This is a genomic window from Rhodanobacter caeni (assembly GCF_039523575.1).
GTDB lineage: Bacteria > Pseudomonadota > Gammaproteobacteria > Xanthomonadales > Rhodanobacteraceae > Rhodanobacter > Rhodanobacter caeni.
The window spans coordinates 929,729-951,106 of record NZ_BAAAFO010000002.1 but is presented as its reverse complement, the minus strand read 5'-3'; the positions used below and the strand labels follow the sequence as shown (position 1 = coordinate 951,106).

The window sequence follows — 21,378 nt, the reverse complement described above, 5'->3', positions numbered from 1 at the left end:
ACTTGTTTGAATACCGTAAGGCAGACACAAGATGTTGTGGTTGCGAACGGAGAAGGAAAGTAACCCCGTCCATCGGCGATGTAAAGTAGCGAAGCAGCATCGGCGTCACATTGCGGCGCCGGAACCGTGCGCGGCCGATGCAGTCGAAGCCTGCGCCGTTCATGCCAAGGAGAAAGCGATGCCCCACCCTCCCTTTCATGCCACGGACCGCGCCGCGCGCCGGCTTGCCGCCCTGCTGCTCGCGCTGGCCTGCGCCGTCCTGCCGGTGACGGCCGGCGCCACGCTGCCGGCCGCGGTCGATGGCCAGCCGATGCCGTCGCTGGCGCCGATGCTGCAGCGGGTGACGCCGGCGGTGGTGAACATTTCCACCCGCACCCGGGTGCAGGTACGCGACGCGTATTTCGACGACCCGATGGTGCGCCAGTTCTTCGGCCTGCCCGCCTCGCCGCGCGAGCGGGTGGAGCAGAGCCTGGGCTCGGGTGTGATCGTTGACGCCGCCAAGGGCTACGTGCTGACCAACAACCATGTGGTGGGCGGCGCCGACGACATCAGCGTGACCCTGCAGGACGGACGCACGGTGAAGGGCAAGCTGATCGGCACCGACCCGGATACCGACGTGGCCGTGGTGCAGATTCCCGCGGTGAAGCTGCAGGCACTGCCGCTGGCCGACTCCTCGCGGCTGCGGGTGGGCGATTACGTGGTGGCGGTGGGCGACCCGTTCGGCCTGGGGCAAACGGTGACCGCGGGCATCGTCTCCGCGCTGGGCCGCTCCGGGCTGGGCCAGGACGCGCCGGGCATGGGTGGCTACCAGAACTTCATCCAGACCGACGCCTCGATCAACCCGGGCAACTCCGGCGGCGCGCTGGTGAACCTGCGCGGCGAACTGGTGGGTATCAACACGATGATCTTCTCGCCCTCCGGCGGCAACGTGGGCATCGGCTTTGCCATCCCCAGCAACCTCACCAGCTCGGTGATGAGCCAGTTGCTGGCGCACGGCAAGGTGGAGCGCGGCAGCCTGGGCGTGCAGACGCAGACGATCACCCCGCGCATCGCGCAATCGCTGGGCCTGAAGAACAGCAACGGCGTGGTGGTCACCGGCGTGACGGCCGGCGGCGCCGCCGATCGCGCCGGCCTGCAGCCGGGCGACGTGCTCACCTCGCTGAACGGCGAGACGCTGCGCAGCGTGCAGCAGCTGCGCAACGCCGAGGGCCTGCTGCCGCTGGGCAGCAGCGTGCGCCTGGGCGTGCTGCGCGACGGCCAGGTGCGCGAGATGAACGCCACGCTGAGCCCGGAGAAACTGGCCACGCTCGACGGCGGTCAGCTCGACCCGCGCCTGGCCGGCGTGCGCTTCAGCGAGCTGAGCCAGCGCCAGCGCGACCAGGGCATCCACGGCGTGGCGATCAGCGCGGTGAAGCCGGGCAGCCGCGCCGCGCGGGCCGGGCTGGAATCGGGCGACATGCTGATCGGCATAGGCAACCAGCGCATCGTCAGCCTGCGCATGCTGCAGGGGCTGGCCGGCGTGCACCTGCGGCAACTGGTACTGGTGGTGGCCGACGACGAGGGCAGCCATTACGTGCTGATCCCGTAGCCGCGGGGGCGTTCAGTTGCGCGTGCGGCCGTGGACGCGGCGGCACGCTCGCGGGCGCCGTCCGCGCCGGCGCTCAAGGTGAAAGGCTTGATGTTTCGGCGGCGGATCGCTGAAATGCCGGGTTGCTTCACCACTTTCGTGCCATCGAAGCGACATACTCGCGCCACTTCTGTCCATCCACGCCGGGGCTTCCCATCGTCATGTCCGTTCGTCTTGCCTGTTTGTTGTCCGTCGCCCTGATCGGCGCCAGCCTCGCCACGCCGTCCTTCGCCAGGAAAGCCCACAAGGCCACCGCCAGCAAGAGCGCCGGCCCCACCCTGATCTGGCGCGGCGACGTGGCCACGGCACAGGGCGTGGTCAGCGAGGTGGCCGCCGCCTGGAAAAAAGCCGGCCACGGCACCATCGAACTGCAGCCGTTCAACACCGCCTCGGGTATCGACGCGGTGGCCAGCGGCAGCGCCGACCTGGCCGGCAGCGCGCGCGGCAGCGACGGCAGCGCGCAGAACGCCAACCTGGTGTTCACCCCGGTGGCGTGGGACGGACTGGTGCTGATCACCCAGGCCTCCAACCCGGTCAACAGCCTCAGCCTGAAACAGGTGCACGACATCTACTACGGCCGCATCCACAACTGGAGCGAGGTGGGCGGGCGCAATGCACCGATCGACGTGTATGCGGTGGCCAGCCCCGGCGACGGCGTGGAGTACAGCCTGCGCAGCCTGCTGTTTGGGCGCGGCAACCAGCCGGTGGCCGCACCGCGCCTGTACGTGAACACGCACAAGCTGGAGGAAGGCGTGGCGCTGAACCCCAACGGGCTGGGCGCCGCCACGCTGTCGGACATCCAGGGCAACAGCAAGCTCAAGGCGCTGTCGATCGACGGCGTGCGACCCACCGTGGCCAACATCGCTGATGGCAGCTACGTGCTGTTCACCCCGCTCTACCTGGTGACCAACCCGCGCAGCCCCAAAGCCGCGCAGGTGCAGGCGTTCGTCGACTTCATGCATACCGGCCCGGCCAAGGAGGCGCTGCGCAAGCATGCCGTGCTGCCGTTCGAGGACGGCAGTGCGCTGACCGCGCTGGACAGCGCGCGGCGCGACAAGATCCTCGCCGCGGTGGGCGCGCGCCGCCCGGCCACGGTCGCCGCGCCGGGTGCCACCTACGCCGCCGGTGCGGCGATCGCGCCCACCTCGCCCAACACGCTGGCCGCCAGGGCGGCGATGGAGCAGCGCAAGGCCCCGCCCCCGCCGCCGCCCGCACCGAGCAAGCTCTACACCGTGAGCAAGGGCGACACGCTGTCGGTGATCGCCAAGAAGCACGACCTCACCGTGGCGCAGTTGCGCGACTGGAACCACCTGAAGAACGACAACCTGAAGATCGGCCAGGTGCTCCACCTCGAAAACAAATAGACGGCCAAACGCAGGTGCGTATCCTGGCGCTCACGCTGGATCTGGATGACACCCTGTGGCCGGTGCTGCCCGCGCTGCAGCGCGCCGACGAGGCGGTCGATGCGTGGCTGCGCCGGCATCATCCGGACGTGGCGCTGAAGTGGCCGATCGAGGCGATGCGCGCCCTGCGCCTGCAGGTGGCGGCCGAGCGCGCCGACCTTGCGCACGACTTCACCACCCAGCGCCAGCTCACCCTGCAACAGGCGTTCGACGCCTGCGGCGTGATCGAGGCGCCGGTCGACGCGCTGTGGGAAATCTATTTCGCCGCGCGCAACGCGGTGGAGCTGTACGCCGACAGCCTGCCCGCGCTGCAGCGCATCGCCGCGCGCGTGCCGCTGGCCAGCCTCACCAACGGCAACGCGGACCTGCAACGCGTGGGCATCCACGCGCATTTCGCCCACCACATCTGCGCCCGCGACACCGGCGTGGCCAAGCCTGACCCGCGCATTTTCCTGGCTGCCGCCGACTGCCTGGGCGTGCCGCCGGCGAACATCCTGCACGTGGGCGACGATCCGGCCATGGACGTGGCCGGCGCCCGCGATGCCGGCCTGCGCACGGCCTGGATCAACCGCCGCGGCGAGCCCTGGCCCGAGGCGCTGGGCGCGGGGCCGGATCTGGACCTGCCCGACATGGCGGCGCTGGCCGACTGGCTGGACGCGCAAGCCACCGCATAGGCACGTCCTGCGCGATGCGCGCAAAATGGACGATTCACCGCGCGCGTCAGCACGCGCCGGCACCACCGAACACGAGGAGACCGCATGTCCGCCCTGATCGAACGCCAGCCCGGCGACCGTCGCAGCATTCCCATCGAAACCACCGACGCGGCCCACCTGGCCGCCAGCCGGCGCCGGCTCGACGCCAGCCAGCGGCGCTGGTTGGCCGACACCGGTTTCGATGCGGCGCCCGGCAGTTTCGCCCTGCTGGCGGACGCGTCGGGCAAGCTGGTGCGGGTGCTGGCCGGCGTCGATCCGCGCGACAGCCTGGGCGCGCTGGGCGCGCTGCCCTGCACACTGCCCGAAGCCACCTACCATCTGGCCGCCGAGAGCGTGCTGGCCGATCCCGTGCAGGCCGCGCTGGGCTGGGCGCTGGGCGCCTATCAGTTCAGCCGCTACCGCAAGCCGCGCCGGACGCCGGCCAAGCTGGCTGTGGCCGCGGACACGCTGAAACAGCTGGCGCCGCTGGTCGACGCCACCTGCCTGGTGCGCGATCTGGTCAACACGCCCACCGAGGACATGGGCCCGCAACAGCTGGCCGACGCGGTGCGCCGCGTGGCCAAGACGCATCGCGCCAAGTTGCGCGAATGGGTGGGCGACGAGCTGCTGGCCGCCAACTTTCCCACCATCCACGCGGTGGGCCGCGCCAGCCATCGCGCGCCGCGGCTGGTCGAGCTCACCTGGGGCAAGGCCAGCGATCCGAAGCTGGTGATCGTGGGCAAGGGCGTGTGCTTCGACACCGGCGGACTGGACCTGAAATCGTCCGACGGCATGCGCTGGATGAAGAAGGACATGGGCGGCGCCGCGCACGCGATCGCGCTGGCGAGCCTGGTGATGCAGGCGAAATTGCCGGTGCGACTGACCTTGCTGATCCCCGCCGTGGAAAACGCGGTGGCGGGCAATGCGATGCGCCCCGGCGAAGTCATCACCACGCGCGCCGGCCACACCGTCGAGGTGGACAACACCGACGCCGAAGGCCGGCTGATCCTGTGCGACGCGCTGGCCTACGGCGCCGAGCAGAAACCCGCGCTGATGATCGACTTCGCCACGCTGACCGGCGCCGCCCGCGTGGCGCTGGGACCGGACCTGCCGGCATTGTTCGGCAATCGCGACGCGCTGGCCGACGCGGTGGTCGCCGCCGGCCACGCCGTGGCCGACCCGCTGTGGCGGCTGCCGCTGTGGCGCCCTTACCGCAGGCTGCTGGATTCGCACCTGGCCGACTTCGCCAACGCCGGCCCCTCGCGCCATGCCGGCGCGATCACCGCGGCGCTGTACCTGCAGCGCTTCGTGCCCGACGCCATCGACTGGCTGCACCTGGACACCTACGCCTGGAACGACGCCGACCGCCCCGGCCGCCCGCGCGGCGGCGAGGCGATGGGCTTGCGCGCGGTGTTCGCCGTCTTACAGCAACGCTTCGGCTGAAGCCACCCGGCTGTTGTAGGAGCCACTTCAGTCGCGACACGGGCTGCACAGCCAGCCGCGGTCGCGGCTGAAGCCGCTCCTACAGGATAGACGGTGCGGCGGACATGAAAAAAGGCAGCGCAAGCGCCGCCTTTTTCTTTGCGATGCCTACGCCCGAAAGCTCAATGCACCGGCGCGCTTGAAGCGGAAGCGGGCAGCGCGGTGCTGGCCACGGTGTTCAGGCTGAACTTGCCGCCGTAGGGCAAGACCTCGGCGGCCAGTTTCGGGTCGGCCTGGATCAGGCCGACCGCGTCGAACAGCACGTGCGCGCTTTCGTCGAGCTGCACGTCCTTCGCCTCCTTCGCTTCCTTCTCCTGCTTCAGCTCGGTTTTCAGGCTGCGCTCGTTCGGGTTGAGGCCGTCGTCCAGCTGGCTGCTGACGTCGTCCTCCTCGTCCAGCAGGCTGGTGGTGCCGTCGATGGCCTTGTGCCGTGCACGGAAGCTGGCCTGGATGGCATCCTGCTGCTTGCGCTCGGCTTCGCGCGTGGCGAGGTTCAGCGAGATCGACTTCTTGCTGCGCATGATCTTGTACTGCGCCAGCTCGTCCAGCATCAGCTGCCAGGCCGGCGACTTCACCACCCGCGCATCGTGCATCTGCTCGAGCTTGGGCAGGTAGGCCTTCATGTCGGCGATCGGCTGGTACTGGGCCGGCGGGATGTGCGTCCACTCCAGCGCATTGTCGTAGGTGGATTCGCCGAAATCCTTCTCGTCGCCGTTCTTCGGGAAGGCAATGTCGGGGGTAACGCCCTTGAGCTGGGTGGAGCCGCCGTTGATGCGGAAGAACTCGGCGATGGTCATCTTCAGTTCGCCGTATTGCGGCTTCTCGGACGCACCCCGGCTGAAGCGGTCCAGGTCGACCAGGTTCTGCACCGTGCCCTTGCCGAAGGTGGGCTGGCCGACGATCAGGCCGCGACCGTAATCCTGGATGGCGGCGGCGAAAATCTCCGAGGCGGAGGCCGTGCCGCGGTTGACCAGCACCGCCAGCGGGCCGCTCCAGGCCATGCCCGGATCGTCGTCACCCTGCGCTTCGGCGTGGCCCTTGGCGTCGCGCACCTGCACCACCGGACCGGTGTCGATGAACAGGCCGGTCATCGCATTGGCTTCGGCCAGCGAGCCGCCGCCGTTGTTGCGCAGGTCCATCACCACGCCCTGCACGCCGGCGGTCTTGAGTTCGCCCAGCAGCCTCGCCACGTCGCGGGTGGCGCTCTTGAAGTTCTTGTCGCCCTCGCTGCGCGCACCGAAATCGGAATAGAAGGTAGGCAGCTCGATCACGCCGATCTTGCGGGTGACGTCGCCGTCCTTGATCTCCACGATCTTCTTCTTGGCCGCCTGCTCCTCGATGCTGACTTTCTTGCGCACCAGGGTCACGAATTCATGCTTGCCGTCGAGGCCGCTGTCCGCCGGCAGGATCTCCAGCCGCACAGTGGTGTCCTTCTTGCCGCGGATCTGGTTGACCACGTCATCCAGGCGCCAGCCGATCACGTCGGTGATCGGGCCGTCGGCGCCCTGGCCGATCCCCACGATGCGGTCGCCCACGTGGATCTTGCCGGACTTGATCGCGGGCGCGCCGGGCACCAGCTCGCGGATCTGGGTGTAGTCGTCGCGCGCCTGCAGCACCGCGCCGATGCCTTCCAGCGACAGCTTCATGGCGATGTCGAAATTCTCCGCCGCGCGCGGCCCGAGGTAGTCGGTGTGCGGGTCGGTGGTTTCCGCATAGGCGGTCATGAAGGTCTGGAACGCGTCCTGGCTGTCCAGCTGCTTCACCCGTTCAATGTAGCCGGTGTAGCGCTTGGTCAGCGTCTTGCGGATCTCGTCATCGGCCTTGCCGGCCAGCTTCAGGCGCAGCCAGTCGTTCATGGTGCGCTTGCGCCACAGGTCGTCCAGCTCGGCCTTGTCCTTGGGCCAGGCGGCATCCTTGCGGTCGAAGGTGTAGCTCTCGTCGGCGTCGAAGTCGAAGCCCTTCGCCAGCAGGCCGCGGGCGTAGGTCATGCGATCGACGGCGCGGTGCAGGTACAGGTTGAAGATGGTGAACGGGGCGGACAGGTCCTGGTTCCAGATCGCGTCGTCCAGTTGGGTTTCCAGTGGTGCGAAGGTCGCCATGTCGGCCTGGGTGAAAAACACCTTCTCGCTGTCGAGCATCTTCAGGTAGGCCTTGAAGATGCGCGCCGACATCGCATCGTCCAGCGGCTGCGCGTCGTAGTGGAAGCGGGTCAGGAAGCGCGCCGACAGCTGCGCCGCCTCGGCCTCGGTGGTGGTTGGCGTCAGCGGCCATACCGACGCCTTGCGATTCTTCTGCCCGGCGCCCAGCTCGGCGGCGGACTGCGCGCAGGCGCAGGTGGTGGCGATGGCGAGCAGCAGGGCCAGCAGGGGGCGAAATTTCATGGATTCTCTCAGGCGTGCTCGGTAACGCCGGCTGCATGGGCCTGCAGGTCGGCGTGATAGGACGACCGCACCAGCGGGCCGGAGGCGACGTGATGGAAACCCATCGCCTCGCCGGCCTCGCGCAACGCGTCGAATTCTTCGGGGCTCCAGTACCGCACCACCGGATGATGGTGCGGCGTGGGCTGCAGGTACTGGCCGATGGTGATCATCTCGACGTCATGGGCGCGTAGATCGCGCAGCGTCTCGATCACCTGATCGTACGTTTCGCCCAGGCCCAGCATGATGCCGGACTTGGTCGGCACGTCCGGATGCTGCGCCTTGAAGCGCTTGAGCAGATCCAGCGACCACTGGTAGTCGGCACCCGGGCGCACCTCGCGGTACAGGTGCGGCACGGTTTCCATGTTGTGGTTGAACACGTCCGGCGGAAAATCCTTCAGCACCTCCAGCGCCCGCTCCATGCGGCCCTTGCCGCGGAAATCGGGGGTGAGGATCTCGATGCGGATGTTCGGGCTGGCGTGGCGCACCGCGCGGATGCACGAGGCGAAATGGCTGGCGCCGCCGTCGCGCAGGTCGTCGCGGTCGACCGAGGTGATCACCACGTACTTCAGCCGCATGTCGGCGATGGTCTGCGCCAGCCGCGCCGGCTCCATGGTGTCCGGCGGCAGCGGCCGGCCATGCGCCACGTCGCAGAACGAGCAGCGCCGCGTGCACACCTCGCCCAGGATCATGAAGGTGGCGGTGCCCTTGCTGAAGCATTCGTGGATGTTCGGGCAGGAGGCCTCCTCGCACACGGTGACCAGCGCGTTCTCGCGCAGGCGCGCCTTCAGCTGCTGCACGGCGTTGCCTTGCGGCAGCCGCACCCGGATCCACGACGGCTTGCGCAGCGTCGGCACGGCGGTATCGAAACCGGCGCGGTTCAGCGCGATCTTGTCGCTGCCCAGTTGCTTCTCGGGCGCGCCGGCGACAACGCTGATCGGGATGGTCTTGGACGGGGAGAGGTTGCTCATGGAAACGCCTGGATCGATCAAGCCTGGACCGCTGTGCGGGCGGGGAGTTCGGGCAGCACGGGAGTGGCGGGTACGGCGGAGAAACCGAACTGGCGGCAGAATTCGCCGATCAGCACATCCTCGACGTCTGCCAGCCGCGTGGGGCCGACCAAGTCTAGCATTTGCGTGACCGCCAAACCCTTGTAACCGCAAGGATTGATGCGCTGGAACGGCTCCAGCTCCATGGCCACGTTGAAGGCCAACCCGTGGAAGCTGCAGCCGCGGCGCACGCGCAGGCCCAGCGCCGCAATCTTGGCCTCACCCACGTACACACCGGGCGCCCCCTCGCGGCGCACGGCGGTGATCCGCCACTGCGCCAACGTGTCGATGATCGCCTGCTCGATCCGGTGCACCAGCTCGCGCACGCTGACGCCCACGCGGCGCAGGTCGATCAGCGGATAGGCCACGATCTGCCCGGGGCCGTGATAGGTCACTTGGCCGCCACGATCCACCGGAATCACCGGGATGTCGCCGGGCGCCAGCACGTGCTCCATCTTGCCGGCCTGGCCCAGGGTGAATACGGGGTCGTGCTCCAGCAGCCACAACTCGTCGGCGGTATCGGCCACCCGGTTGTCGGTGAACGCGCCCATCGCCTTCCACGTGGCCGCGTAGGGCTGGCGACCCAGGCGGCGGATGGCGAGGGGCCGGGATTGGGGATTGGGGATTGGGGATTCGGGGGTCACGATGAACTTGTTGCCTTGCATTTTTCCTGGGTGACGGAAGTGCAGCCGCTTCCATCGTGGGGGCGGGGACGGCTTTTCCGAATCCCGTATCCCGAATCCCAAATCCCGGCTACAACGTATACCGGATATCCGGACACGCACGCAGCGCCACGTGCGCCGCGTCGTACTGCCCGCGGTTCTCGCAGTGGAAGCTGACCGTCACCGAGACGAAATTGCCGCCGCCGGAATGCCGGTGGCGCACGCTTTCGTGCAGTACCTTCAGCCCCGCCTGCTCCAGCAGCTGCGGCACCCTGGCGGGCAGGTCGGCGCTGGCATGGCCCACGGCGGTGATCTCGAACTCACCGGGGAACTGGAACCCCTTGCCTTCCTGCTTCGCCTTGGTGAAGTCGATCGGTTGCATTATTTGTCGCTCGATTTGTCGCTCGCAGCCGGCGCGGTCTCGGTCTTGTCACTGTGGAACCACAGCAGGATGGTGTCCCACAGGCGCGAGAAGAAGCCGCCCTGGGGCGCATCGGCCAGCGCCACCAGCGGCACGTTCTGCACCGGCTGGCCGGCCAGGGTGACGCGCAGGGTGCCGACCTGCTGGCCCTTGGTGAACGGCGCGATCAGGGTGGCGGGAATGTCCATGGTGGCCTTGAGCTTGTCGTAGTCACCGCGCTTGACCGTCACCCGCACGTCCTCGGCGGCGCCCAGCGGCAGCTGGTTGCTTTCGCCCTTCCACAACCGCGGCGTCACCAGCGCCTTGCCCGCCTCGTACAGGCGGTGCGTCTCGTAGAAGCGGAAGCCGTAGTTGAGCAGCGCCATCGCCGAATCGGCGCGCGCCTTCTCGCTGCTGGCGCCCATCACCACGGCGATCATCCGCGATTCGCCCTGCTTGGCCGATGCCGCCAGGCAATAGCCGGCGGCCGAGGTATGGCCGGTCTTGATGCCGTCCACGCTGGGATCGCGCCACAGCAGGGTATTGCGGTTGTGCTGCTTGATGCCGTTCCACTCGAACTCCTTGATCGCGGAGATCGCGTAGTCCTCGGGGAAATCGTGGATCAGCGCGCGCGACAGGATCGCCACGTCATGCGCGGTGGTGTAGTGGTTCTCGATCGGGTAGCCGGACGCGTTGCGGAAGTGGGAATTGACCATGCCCAGCTGCTTGGCATAGGCGTTCATCAGCGCGGCGAACGATTCCTCGGAGCCGGCGGTGTGCTCGGCCAGCGCGATCGCCGCATCGTTGCCGGACTGGATGATCATGCCGTACAGCAGGTCTTTCAGCGGCACCTGGCTGTTGAGTTTCAGGAAGCTGGTGGAGCCGTCGGTGCCGGCGCCGCCACCGCGCCAGGCGTTCTCGCTGATGGTGACCGGATCGGTCATGTGGATCTTGCCGTTGGCCACCTCGGCCGAGACCACGTAGTCGGTCATGATCTTGGTGATCGACGCGGGCTCCACGCGCAGGTCCGGCTCCTTGCTGGCCAGGATGCGGCCGGTGGCGTAGTCCATCAGCACCCAGCTCTTGCCGTCGACATCCGGCGGCGGCGGCACCGGCGCGTCGGGCACCACCGGCCGCGGCACCGGCGACGGGCGCGGCGGCGTCTGGGCGAGCGCCACGCCGAACAACAGGCTGGCGGCGGCAAACGGGATCAGGGTGCGGCGGAAAAAATTCATCGTGGGGTTCGGTCCGGTCTTGGATGCCGACGGCGCGACCGCCGGCGTCGGTGAAATGGTGCTGCAAATCCTGCTCAGTCTACCGCGACCTGCGGTCGTGGCAGACCCATGCCCTCGATCCGGGCGCTGACCGCGTCGGCGCGATCCACATCAACGAGCGGCCCGATCCGCACGCGGCGCACGCGTCGTCCGTTGACGTCCACGTCGCTGACCTGCACCGCGCCCACATTGGCCTGGCGCAGGCGCTGCGCCAGGCGGTTGGCGTTGTCGGTGTCGGCGAACGCGCCCACCTGCAGGTAAAGCCCCGGATGCCGGCGTGTGACCACGGGCGGCGGCGGCAGTTCCTGGCTACCCTGCCGCGGGTCGATCCCGCGCACCTCGACCAGGCCGGTGCCCTTGGGCCAGATGCCGATCCTCACCGCGGCGGCGTAGGACAGGTCGATCAGCCGGTTCTCGTGGAAAGGGCCGCGGTCGTTCACCCGCACGATCACGCTCTTGCCGTTTTCCAGGTTGGTCACGCGCGCGTAGCTGGGCAGCGGCAGCGTGGGGCTGGCGGCCGTGAACGCGTACATGTCGTAGGTTTCCAGGCTGGAGGTCTTGTAGCCGTGGAACTTGTTGCCGTAGAACGAGGCGATGCCGCGCTCGTCGTAGCCGCGCGCGGTGGGCAACACCGTGTAGCTGCGGCCCAGCACCGTGTAGGGCGACTTGTTGCCGTACAGCGAGCGCGGCTCGACCTTGGGCACCGGCTCGATCAGCTTGTCGATGTCGGGTATCGGCCCGTCCGGGATGCTGTCGTTGCGGTCGCGGTAGCGGCTGCTCTGCGGCCGGCTGAGATCGTCATGGAAACGGTCGCCCGACGACGGCGACGACGTGCCCGCGCGATGCCCGCCCTGCTGGTGGGTGGCATGCGTGCTGCGCGAGGGCTTGGTCCTGTGGCCGCCGCAGCCGGCCAGCAGCGCCAACGCGGCCAGCGCCAGCGACACGCGCCACCATGTCATCGTGCGCCATCCGCCTGGTCGACGCCGGCGGCGATCGCCTGCGCCAGCTGATGCACCGCCATCGCGTACAGCGGGCTTCGGTTGTAGCGGGTGATGACGTAGAAATTCTGGAAGGTGAACCAGTACTCGGGCCCGTTGACGCCATCGAGCGTCTGCAGGGTGGTCATCTGCGCGGGCGGCAGCGACTGCAGCGGCGCGTAGCCCCAGGCTTCCAGTTGCTCCAGCGGCCAGCGCGGCTGGCTGTCCTTCACCGTGATCGGCTGCGCGCTGGCGTCCGGCTGCGCGCGGGCCGCCACCGGCTCGCCGCTGACCCAGCCGTGGCCGGCGAAGTAATTGGCCACGCTGGCGAAGATGTCCGGCAAGGAACCCTGCAGGTCGATACGGCCATCCTGGTCGGCGTCCACCGCGAAGTCGCGGATGCTGGTGGGCATGAACTGGCCCCAGCCCTGCGCGCCGGCGTACGAGCCGGTGAGCGTGTCGAGCGGGCCGGCCAGGTGGTTGGCCGGCATCTCCAGCAACTCCTTCAACTGCTCGCGGAAGAATTTCGCCCGCGGCGGGTAGTACAGGCCCAGCGTCACCAGCGCATCGAGCACCTTGTAGCTGCCGGTGTTGCGGCCGTAGCTGGTTTCCACGCCGACGATCGCCACGATGTAGGCCGGGTCCACGCCGTACTGCGCGCCGATGCGCTGCAGCAGGTCGCGATGCTCGCGGTAGAACGCGATGCCGTCGTTGATGCGCTTGTCGGTGACGAAGATCGGGCGGTAGTCGCGCCACGGCTTGGCTTCGGCCGGGCGGCTGATCGCATCGAGAATGCTCTGCTGCCGTTTGGCCCCATCGAGCAGCGCGTTCAGGGCGGCAGGGTCCTTGCCGGTATCGCGCACCACCTCCTGCACCAGCGCCGCCTGACCCGGATGTGTCTGCGCCGAAACCGGGGGGGCACACAGCAGCAAGGGCACGATGAGGGCGGCCAGGAAACCGGCAGGGCGCGAGGCGCGGAGAACAGTCATGAAAGCTTCGCTTGCGGAATGACGGAGGTCGCTCGAAAGCCTAACACGCACGCCGCGGCAACTCGGCGCGACGGCGGGCCCGCGGCAAGACCGCGTTCATGCATGCCGCTTGCGGTTGGCGTGGATCGACATCAGCACGCCGAACGCCACCAGCAGCGACACCGCCGAGGTGCCGCCGTAGCTGATCAACGGCAAGGGCACGCCGACCACCGGCAGCATGCCCGCGATCATGCCGCCGTTGACGAACACGTAGACGAAGAAGCTCATGCCGATGGCGCCTGCCAGCAGCCGCGAATAGGTTTCGCGCGCTTCCATCGCGATCCACAGGCAGCGGCCGATGATGAAGGCGTAAAGCACGATCAGCGCGACGACGCCCACCAGGCCGAACTCCTCGGAAAACACCGCGAAGATGAAATCGGTGGTGTGCTCGGGCAGGAAATCCAGCCGCGATTGCGTACTGTGCTGCCAGCCCTTGCCGAAGATGCCGCCCGAGCCCACTGCGATCTGCGACTGGATGATGTGCCAGCCGTTGCCCAGCGGGTCGGCTTCCGGATTGAGCAGGGTCAGCACGCGGTCGCGCTGGTATTGATGCAGGAAATGCCACGCCACCGGAATCATGCCGCCCACCGCCGCCAGCAGCGCGCCGATCCGCCACCACGCCATGCCGGAAAGGAACAGCGCGAAGGTGCCGGCGGCGGTCACCAGCAGCGCCGTGCCCAGGTCCGGCTGTTCGGCGATCAGTCCGGCGGGAACGGCGATCAGCAGGCCCACCACCGCGATGTCCTTCCAGCTCGGCGGCAACGGGCGCGGGTGCAGATACCAGGCCACCATCATCGGCATCGTCAGCTTCAGCAACTCGGACGGCTGAAAGCGCATCACGCCCAGATCCAGCCAGCGGATCGAACCACGCCCCTCGCCCAGCACCGCCACCACCACCAGCAGCGCGGTGCTGCCGGCGTACAGCCACGGCGTCCAGCTGCGCAGCACTTGCGGCGGAATGCGCGAGATCAGCAGCAACAAGGCGCCGCCCAGCACGAAGCGCCCGGCCTGCCCGCCCACCAGGGCGAGGTTGCCGTCGCCCGCGCTGTAGAGCGTCACCAGGCCGATGATGGCCAGCAGCAGCAAGCCCGTGGCCAAAGGCAGGTCGATGCGCGGGCGGGTCATGATCCGGCGCAGGAACCGTCGCCCGCGCACGTACAGCACTTCGATCATGGCGTGCCCTCCGGCGACGGCGCGACGGGGCCTTCCTCGTCGTCGGTCGGCATGGTGGCCGGCAACGGCGTGCGATCGGTGGACGCCGGCAACCGTGTCGCCCCCGGCAATACGCCACCGTGCCCGGCCAGCCATACGTCGAGTATCCGCCGCGCGATCGGGCCTGCGGCCGAGGCGCCCCACGCGCCCGATTCCAGCAGCACCGCCACCGCGATCTGCGGATTGTCGGCGGGCGCATAGGCCACGAACCAGGCACGATGGCGACTGGCGAGATAGGCCGTGCTGCGGTTGGTGTCGTAGGCGTTGGTGGTGCGCGAGAAGCGCTCGGCGGTGCCGCTCTTGCCGGCCAGCAGGTAGGGAAAGCCCGCCGCCAGCGAGCGCCCGGTGCCCTTGGCGCCGTAGATGACCATCTGCATGCCCTGGTTCACCGCGTCCCAGTCGGCGGGATTGGCGATCAGCGAAGGTCCCGACGGCGGATTGGGCAGCGGCTTGCGCGGCGCATCCATGCCGTTCTGGGTGGCCATCACCACGCGCGGCTCGTACGGTATGCCATGCCCGGCGAACGTGGCGATGGCATGCGCCAGCTGCAGCGGGGTAACCGCCCAATAACCCTGCCCGATGCCCGCGATCACCGTTTCGCCCGGATACCAGGGTTCCTTGGAATGCTCCGCCTTCCATTGGCGCGAAGGCAGCACGCCGGACACCTCGCCGATCAGGTCGATACCGGTGGGACGGCCGAAGCTGAACTTGGCCATGTAGTCGCTGAGCCGGTCGATGCCCATGTCCAGCGCCAGCTTGTAGAAATAGGTATTGACCGATTGCTCGATCGCCTGCATCAGGTTGACCCGCCCCTGACCGCCGCGCACGTCGTCGCGATACCCGCGCGACTGGCCGGGAATGTAGAACACGCCGGTGGAAAACACGGTGTCCTGCGGCTTGCGAAACCCGGTTTCCAGCCCGGCCAGACCCACCAGCGGTTTCACCGTGGAACCGGGCGGATAGACGCCACGCAGCGCGCGGTTGTACAGCGGCTTGTCGGGGTTGTGGGTCAGGGCCTTGTAGTCGACCTGGCTGATGCCGTTGACGAACAGGTTGGGATCGAACGTGGGCACGCTGACCATGGCCAGCACTTGGCCGTTGCGCGGGTCGATCGCCACCGCCGCGCCGGGCCGCCCCTCGAACGCCGCCTCGGCCGCCTTCTGCAACCGCGCATCGATGCTGAGGTAGAGGTTGCTGCCCGGCGTGGGCGCGTGTGTTTCCAGCACGCGCTGGGTGCGGCCGTCGGCATTGACCTCGACCAGCTCGTAGCCGGGCTGGCCGTGCAAGGTGTTCTCGTAGGACCGCTCGACACCGCTGCGGCCGACGTGGCTGGTGCCCTTGTAGCGTACCGGGTCGAGACGATCGACATCGTCGGCGTCGATGCGCCCGACGTAGCCCACGACGTGCGCGAACGCCTCGCCCAGCGGGTAGCGCCGGGTCAGGTAGGGCACCACGTCGACCCCCGGAAACCGCCAGCGATTGACCGCGAAGCGATCGATCTCGTCTTCGGTGAGGTGCATTTTCAGCGGCACGCTCTCGAAGCGGCGGTTCTGCTTCAACTGCTTGGCGAACGCGTCCAGGTCATCGCGATCCAGCGGAACCACCCGGCCCAGCCGCGCCAGCAGTGCGGGCATGTCCTTGACCTGCTCCGGCACCACCTCAAGCCGAAACGCCGGCACGTTGTCGGCCAGCAGCACGCCGTTGCGGTCGTAGATGAGGCCACGCGCCGGAGGGATCGCACGCGGCTTGACTCGGTTGTTCTGCGAGCGGGTGACAAACTCGTCGTGGCGCGCCACCTGCAGATAGGCGAAGCGGGCCAGCAACAGGCCCAGGCTCACCACGATCAGGGCAAAGCCGGCCAGGGCCCGGCGCCGGAACATCACCCCCTCGCCGCGGGTGTCCTTGATCGCCCGACGCTTCATGTCGCCGGATGGCGCTGGATGGGATCGGGCCTCATTGGATCCGCCAGCGCGCGCGCAGATCGTCGAGCAGCAGGAACAGGAACGGCCACAATGCCGCGCCCACGAATGGCGCGATCCACCAACTGGCCGGCGGCAGCGACGCGCCACCCAGCAGCCGTACCAGCAGCAGCAAGATGCGGTCGTTCAACAACAACGCCAGCACCGCAAGTGCTTGCTGCCACATCGGGAAAAAACGCAGCCGCGAACGAAAGCGCAAGGCGATGAACACCAGGGCGCACAAGCGCAGGGCCTGTTCGCCCAGCACCACGCCATTGACCACGTCGGCCCCCAGCCCCACCGCAAACGCCAGGCCAAGGCTCACCCGATCTTCCGATTCCAGCGACCAGTACAGCAGCACCAGGGCCGGCCAATACGGCTTGAACGGCGCCAACGGGCCGGGCAACGGCACCAGCATCAGCAACAGCGCGATCACCAGCGTGGCGGCAAACCACCAGCGCATCAGGCTCTGGCGGTTCATCGCGGTGCTCCGGGCGGAGCCGGCGGGCTCGGCGATCCATCGACCGCGTTTGCCGGCGCCAGCTCGCTTGGCGGCCCGATCGGCTTGGCCGGCGGCGGCGGGCCATCCGGTTCGGCCTGGTCATGCAGCAACAGCACGTCTTCGCTGCGGCCGATATCGGCCGCCGGCTTCACCTGGGCGACCAGGAACATGCCGGTGGCGGCAGGCGCCACGTCGGTGATCCGCCCTACCGGGAACCCCGGCGGGAAGCGCCCGCCGAGCCCGGAGGTCAGCAATTGGTCGCCTGATCGCACGTCGGCTGCCAGCGGAATCGTGGGCAGCACCAGCTGATCACCACCGCGCGAGCCGTAGGCCACCGTGCGCAAACCCGTTCGTTCGATGACCACCGGAATGGCGTGTGCGGGGTCGGTCACCAGCATCACCAGCGACGTGGTCGGGAGACTGTCGATCACCTGCCCCATCACGCCGTGCGCATCGATCACCGGCTGGCCCGCCTTGACCCCGTCGCGCGCACCGACGTTGAGCATGATCCGGTGACTGTAGGCGCCCAGGTCAACGCCGATGACTCGCGCCAGCTGCACGTTGAGCTCTAGGCTGCGGCGGGTGTCGAGCAATTCCTTCAGATGCTGGTTCTGCTGCGCCACCGCAGCCATGCGGTTCAACTTGGCGTTGGCCAGCAACAGATCCTCGCGCAGGCGCTGGTTCTGCTCGGTCAGACGCTGGCGATCGCCGAACGCCACGCTGATCGTGCGCATCCCGGCAACCGGCAGGCCCGCCAGCCGATAGATCGGCTCGACCACCGCCGCCGCCGCATGGCGCACATGCCACATCCAGCCATTGCGCTGGTCCAGCACCATCACCACCGCGGCCAGTGCCAGGTAGAAGATCAGTCGCAGCGTGCCGGCCGCATTGCCGGCGAACAGCGGCGAGGATTCGTCGCGCGCGTGCGCCATGGCTGACCCTGGTCCCCCGGCTGCCGTGGATTATTCGGGAGCGAAGAAATCGCTGCCGTGCTGGTCGATCAGCTCCAGCGCCTTGCCGCCACCGCGCGCCACGCAGGTCAGCGGATCGTCGGCCACCTGCACGTGCAGACCTGTCTCTTCCGAAATCAGGCGATCGAGATCGCGCAGCAGCGCGCCACCACCGGTCAGCACGATGCCGCGCTCGGCCACGTCGGAGCACAGTTCCGGCGGCGTCTGCTCCAGCGCCGACTTGACCGCCGCCACGATGCCGGCCAGCGGCTCGTGCAGCGCTTCGAGGATCTCGTTGGAGTTGATCGAAAACATGCGCGGCACGCCCTCGGCCAGGTTGCGGCCGGAGATCTCGATCTCGCGCACCTCGCTTTGCGGAAAGGCGCAGCCGATCTGCAGCTTGATCTTCTCCGCGGTGGATTCGCCGATCAGCGTACCGTGGTTGCGCCGCACGTAGTTGATGATCGCCTCGTCGAAGCGATCACCGCCCACGCGCACCGACTGCGAGTACACGATGCCGTTGAGCGAGATCACCGCGACTTCGGACGTGCCACCGCCGATATCCAGCACCATCGCGCCACGCGCCTCGTGCACCGGGATGCCGGCACCGATCGCCGCGGCCATCGGCTCCTCGATCAGGAACACGTCGCGCGCGCCGGCGCCCTCGGCGGATTCCTTGATGGCGCGACGCTCGACCTGGGTCGAACCGCAGGGCACGCACACCAGCACGCGCGGGCTGGGCCGCAGCAGGCGCGACTTGTGCACCTGCTTGATGAAATGCTGCAGCATCGCCTCGGTCATGGTGAAGTCGGCGATCACACCGTCCTTCATCGGGCGCACCGTGGCGATGTTGCCGGGTGTGCGCCCCAGCATGCGCTTGGCGTCGCTGCCCACCGCCGCAATCGTGCGCGGGCCGCCGGGACCGCGATCCTGGCGGATCGCCACCACCGATGGCTCATTCAAGATGATGCCCTGGCTGCGCACATAGATCAGCGTGTTCGCCGTGCCGAGATCGATGGAGATGTCGTTGGAAAAGATCCCGCGAAACTTCTTGAACATGGGTCCGCCGTGCGCCGGTATTGAGCAAAAATCAAGCTCGCCAGTCTAGTCAGCGTTACCCATACACGCAAGGACAATAACGTTAAGAAAGCCTTGCACAACACGATGATAAGCACGTTTTCTGTATCACCGGACGAAGTTTGCAGGCAGGGGTCCGGTCGCGAATTGCGCCTGTTCGCGGTAGGATTCGAGCCTTTGGTCCGGGCCGCCATCGGCCTCATCCTGCTGCCCAGCGCGGCATACCACTCACTCCGGGGACTCTTCGCCCACCATGCCTGCCGTCATCTGCGGATCGCTGGCCTACGACACCATCATGGTGTTCCAGGATCAGTTCAAGAATCACATCCTGCCCGAGCAGGTGCACATCCTCAACGTGTCTTTCTTGGTGCCCGCGATGCGGCGCGAGTTCGGCGGCTGCGCGGGCAATATCGCGTACAACCTGAAATTGCTGGGCGGCGATCCCTTGCCGGTGGCCACGGTGGGGCAGGATTTCGCGCCCTACCGCAAGCATCTTGAAAAGTGCGGAATCCGCCTGAGCAGCGTGCGCGAATTCGACGACCAGTTCACCCCGCAGTGCTTCATCACGACGGATCTCGACAACAACCAGATCACCGCCTTCCATCCCGGCGCCATGTCCAGCGCGCACGAGAACCACGTCCGCGACATTCCGCAAATCGATTTCGCCATCGTGGCGCCGGACGGTCGCGAGGCGATGCTGCAGCACGTGGAGGAGTTCGCGGCCCGCGGCGTGCCCTTCATCTTCGATCCCGGCCAGGCGATGCCTCTGTTCAACGGCGATGAGTTCCGCGCGATGATCGGCAAATCGACTTACGTGATCGTCAACGATTACGAGTCCCAGCTGCTGCAGGCGCGCACCGGCTGGAGCGCCGAGGAAATCGCGGCGCACGTGAAGGCCTATATCGTGACGCAGGGGCCGCGCGGGTCGGTCATCCACGCCGGCACCGAAACCCACGAGATTCCGCCCGCCCGCGAACGCGCCGTGGTGGACCCTACCGGATGCGGCGATGCGTACCGCGCAGGCCTGATCTTCGGCATCATGCGCGGCAAGGACTGGCCCACCGTCGGCCGCATGGCCTCGCTGATGGGCGCGCTGAAGGTCGAACACCCGGGCACCCAGAACCAGCGATTCACCTACGACGAGTTTGCTGCCGAGTTCCTCAGCCAGTTCGGCTACGCGCTGGACTGATCGTCTGCCGCCACCTGACTTCATCCTTGCGCGAAACCCCAGGTTGCGCGCAAGGGACGTGCGCGCTCAATGCGCGGCCGCATGCTTGCCCGCTGGCAGCGTCAGCCGGTCGATATACGCCAGCGCCACCGCGGACACCACGAAGGTCAGGTGCAGCAGGATCTGCCACAGGATCGTTTCCCCATCCATGCTGCGCGCCTTGATGAAGGTGGCCAGCAGGTGGATCGAGGAAATGCCGATGATCGCCATCGCCAGCTTCACCTTCAGCACCGTGGCATTGACGTGCCGACGCCCCCGGTTTTCAGTAGCACAGTGCTTTGGAGTCCAATCCCCCATCCGAAGGAGATTGGACGTGAAGAAGCGGTTTACCGAAGAACAGATCATCGGCTTCCTGCGTGAGGCGGAGGCCGGCATGCCAGTGAAGGAGTTGTGCCGCAAGCATGGCTTCAGCGAGGCCTCGTATTACCTGTGGCGCAGCAAGTTCGGCGGGATGAGCGTGCCCGACGCCAGGCGGCTGAAGGAGCTGGAGACGGAGAACGGGCGGCTGAAGAAGCTGCTGGCCGAGCAGGTGCTGGAGAATGAGGTCATCAAGGACGCCTTGCGAAAAAAGTGGTGAGCGTACCGGCTCGGCGCGAGCTGGTGCAGCAGATGGTCGACAAGGGGTTGAGCGAGCGACGCTCGCTGGCGGTCGCCGGCATGAGCGCCAGCGCGTATCGCTATACGCCATGCCCGGATCGCAACGTGGAGCTGCGGCACCGCATCGTGGCGCCGGCGCAGCGGCACAAGCGCTATGGCGTGGGCATGATCCATCTGAAGCTGCGGCAGGCGGGGTTGCTGGTGAACTACAAGCGCGTGGAACGGCTGTATCAGGAAGCGAAGCTCCAGGTGCGTCGGCGCAAGCGGAAGAAGGTCCCCGTCGCGGACCGACAGCCATTGGCACGACCGAAAGCCGCCAACGGAGTCTGGTCCAGGGACTTCGTGTTTGATCGCACGGCCGAAAGTCGCGTCATCAAGTGCTTGACGGTCGTCGATGACGCCACCCACGAGGCGGTGGTCATCGAGGTCGAACGGGCGATTTCTGGCCTGGGCGTGACGCGCGTGATGGATCGCCTGGCGCACACGCGTGGCTTGCCAAGGTCATCCGTAGCGACAACGGCAAGGAGTTCTGCGGCAAGGCGATGGTGACTTGGGCTCACGAGCGCGGCGTGCAGTTGCGTCTGATCGAACCGGGCAAGCCGAACCAGAACGCCTACATCGAATCGTTCAACGGCCGCTTGCGCGACGAATGTTTCAACGAGCACTGGTTTCCCAGCCTGTTGCACGCACGCGCCGAGATCGAACGGTGGCGACGGGAGTACAACGAGGAACGACCGAAGAAAGCGCTGGGGTGGGCTGACACCTGCCGCCTACGCGAAACAGTTAAAGTGACACCGGACTCTAGACCGTCCCGCTACTCAAACCGGGGGACGTCGGGGGTGG

The 21,378-nt window shown here is 67.6% G+C and carries 18 protein-coding genes and 1 pseudogene; 6 read left to right on the top strand and 13 right to left on the bottom strand.

The window, feature by feature from the left end; all coding sequences use genetic code 11:
* The first annotated feature begins 178 nt into the window (after nt 1-178).
* The 4 genes from ABD017_RS08640 (at nt 179) to ABD017_RS08625 (ending at nt 5,165) form a co-directional block, all read left to right on the top strand.
* Nucleotides 179-1,588 carry a Do family serine endopeptidase gene (locus tag ABD017_RS08640; RefSeq protein ID WP_343882133.1) on the top strand — a complete coding sequence of 470 codons (1,410 nt, stop codon included), beginning with the start codon at nt 179-181 and terminating at the stop codon, nt 1,586-1,588.
* A 200-nt stretch (nt 1,589-1,788) separates the two neighbouring features.
* Nucleotides 1,789-2,991, top strand: a complete 1,203-nt coding sequence (locus ABD017_RS08635; RefSeq protein ID WP_343882131.1) for a LysM peptidoglycan-binding domain-containing protein — start codon at nt 1,789-1,791, stop codon at nt 2,989-2,991.
* Nucleotides 2,992-3,005: 14 nt separating this feature from the next.
* The gene (locus ABD017_RS08630; protein ID WP_343882129.1) at nt 3,006-3,704 is read left to right on the top strand and encodes an HAD family hydrolase; all 699 of its coding nucleotides are present in this window, start codon (nt 3,006-3,008) and stop codon (nt 3,702-3,704) included.
* Nucleotides 3,705-3,788: 84 nt separating this feature from the next.
* Nucleotides 3,789-5,165: a leucyl aminopeptidase family protein gene (locus tag ABD017_RS08625; RefSeq protein WP_343882127.1), complete on the top strand. Its 1,377-nt coding sequence runs from the start codon at nt 3,789-3,791 to the stop codon at nt 5,163-5,165.
* Nucleotides 5,166-5,326: 161 nt separating this feature from the next.
* Here ABD017_RS08625 and ABD017_RS08620 read toward each other — a convergent pair whose 3' ends face one another.
* The 12 genes from ABD017_RS08620 to ABD017_RS08565 all read right to left on the bottom strand — a co-directional run bounded on the left by ABD017_RS08620 (nt 5,327) and on the right by ABD017_RS08565 (nt 18,692).
* On the bottom strand, nt 5,327-7,585 hold the full coding sequence (locus tag ABD017_RS08620) for a carboxy terminal-processing peptidase (RefSeq protein WP_343882125.1): 2,259 nt from the start codon (nt 7,583-7,585) through the stop codon (nt 5,327-5,329).
* A gap of 8 nt (nt 7,586-7,593) precedes the next feature.
* Entirely contained in the window at nt 7,594-8,592 is a 999-nt protein-coding gene (lipA, locus tag ABD017_RS08615) for a lipoyl synthase (protein WP_343882123.1), read from the bottom strand.
* A gap of 17 nt (nt 8,593-8,609) precedes the next feature.
* On the bottom strand, nt 8,610-9,335 hold the full coding sequence (gene lipB / locus ABD017_RS08610; protein WP_343882121.1) for a lipoyl(octanoyl) transferase LipB: 726 nt from the start codon (nt 9,333-9,335) through the stop codon (nt 8,610-8,612).
* Nucleotides 9,336-9,423: 88 nt separating this feature from the next.
* A complete protein-coding gene (locus ABD017_RS08605) occupies nt 9,424-9,714 on the bottom strand; it encodes a YbeD family protein (protein ID WP_343882119.1) in 291 nt (96 codons plus the stop codon).
* The gene (locus tag ABD017_RS08600) at nt 9,714-10,967 is read right to left on the bottom strand and encodes a D-alanyl-D-alanine carboxypeptidase family protein (RefSeq protein WP_343882117.1); all 1,254 of its coding nucleotides are present in this window, start codon (nt 10,965-10,967) and stop codon (nt 9,714-9,716) included. The genes ABD017_RS08605 and ABD017_RS08600 overlap by 1 nt, the downstream gene beginning before the upstream one ends.
* A 74-nt stretch (nt 10,968-11,041) precedes the next feature.
* Complete coding sequence (locus ABD017_RS08595; protein WP_343882115.1) at nt 11,042-11,965, bottom strand: septal ring lytic transglycosylase RlpA family protein; 924 nt, start codon at nt 11,963-11,965, stop codon at nt 11,042-11,044.
* The gene (mltB, locus tag ABD017_RS08590) at nt 11,962-12,972 is read right to left on the bottom strand and encodes a lytic murein transglycosylase B (protein ID WP_343882113.1); all 1,011 of its coding nucleotides are present in this window, start codon (nt 12,970-12,972) and stop codon (nt 11,962-11,964) included. The genes ABD017_RS08595 and mltB overlap by 4 nt, the downstream gene beginning before the upstream one ends.
* 96 nt (nt 12,973-13,068) lie before the next feature.
* On the bottom strand, nt 13,069-14,184 hold the full coding sequence (gene rodA, locus ABD017_RS08585; RefSeq protein ID WP_343882111.1) for a rod shape-determining protein RodA: 1,116 nt from the start codon (nt 14,182-14,184) through the stop codon (nt 13,069-13,071).
* Nucleotides 14,181-16,145 (bottom strand): penicillin-binding protein 2, encoded by a 1,965-nt coding sequence (gene mrdA / locus ABD017_RS08580; protein ID WP_343882109.1) that lies wholly within the window; start codon nt 16,143-16,145, stop codon nt 14,181-14,183. Before mrdA ends, rodA begins: the two co-directional genes overlap by 4 nt.
* 31 nt (nt 16,146-16,176) lie before the next feature.
* A complete protein-coding gene (gene mreD, locus ABD017_RS08575; RefSeq protein ID WP_343882107.1) occupies nt 16,177-16,662 on the bottom strand; it encodes a rod shape-determining protein MreD in 486 nt (161 codons plus the stop codon).
* Nucleotides 16,659-17,615: a rod shape-determining protein MreC gene (mreC, locus tag ABD017_RS08570; protein ID WP_343882105.1), complete on the bottom strand. Its 957-nt coding sequence runs from the start codon at nt 17,613-17,615 to the stop codon at nt 16,659-16,661. The genes mreD and mreC overlap by 4 nt, the downstream gene beginning before the upstream one ends.
* Nucleotides 17,616-17,645: 30 nt before the next feature.
* Nucleotides 17,646-18,692, bottom strand: a complete 1,047-nt coding sequence (locus ABD017_RS08565) for a rod shape-determining protein (RefSeq protein ID WP_343882103.1) — start codon at nt 18,690-18,692, stop codon at nt 17,646-17,648.
* A 271-nt stretch (nt 18,693-18,963) separates the two neighbouring features.
* Between ABD017_RS08565 and ABD017_RS08560 the strand changes: the two genes are divergently transcribed.
* The gene (locus ABD017_RS08560; protein WP_343882101.1) at nt 18,964-19,899 is read left to right on the top strand and encodes a carbohydrate kinase family protein; all 936 of its coding nucleotides are present in this window, start codon (nt 18,964-18,966) and stop codon (nt 19,897-19,899) included.
* A 66-nt stretch (nt 19,900-19,965) separates the two neighbouring features.
* On the opposite strand, the gene ABD017_RS08555 is transcribed toward ABD017_RS08560, so the two are convergent.
* A complete protein-coding gene (locus ABD017_RS08555) occupies nt 19,966-20,169 on the bottom strand; it encodes a hypothetical protein (RefSeq protein ID WP_425543699.1) in 204 nt (67 codons plus the stop codon).
* Between the two features lie 142 nt (nt 20,170-20,311).
* Between ABD017_RS08555 and ABD017_RS08550 the strand changes: the two are divergent.
* A pseudogene (locus ABD017_RS08550) lies at nt 20,312-21,327 on the top strand (IS3 family transposase).
* The last annotated feature ends 51 nt before the right edge of the window (nt 21,328-21,378 follow it).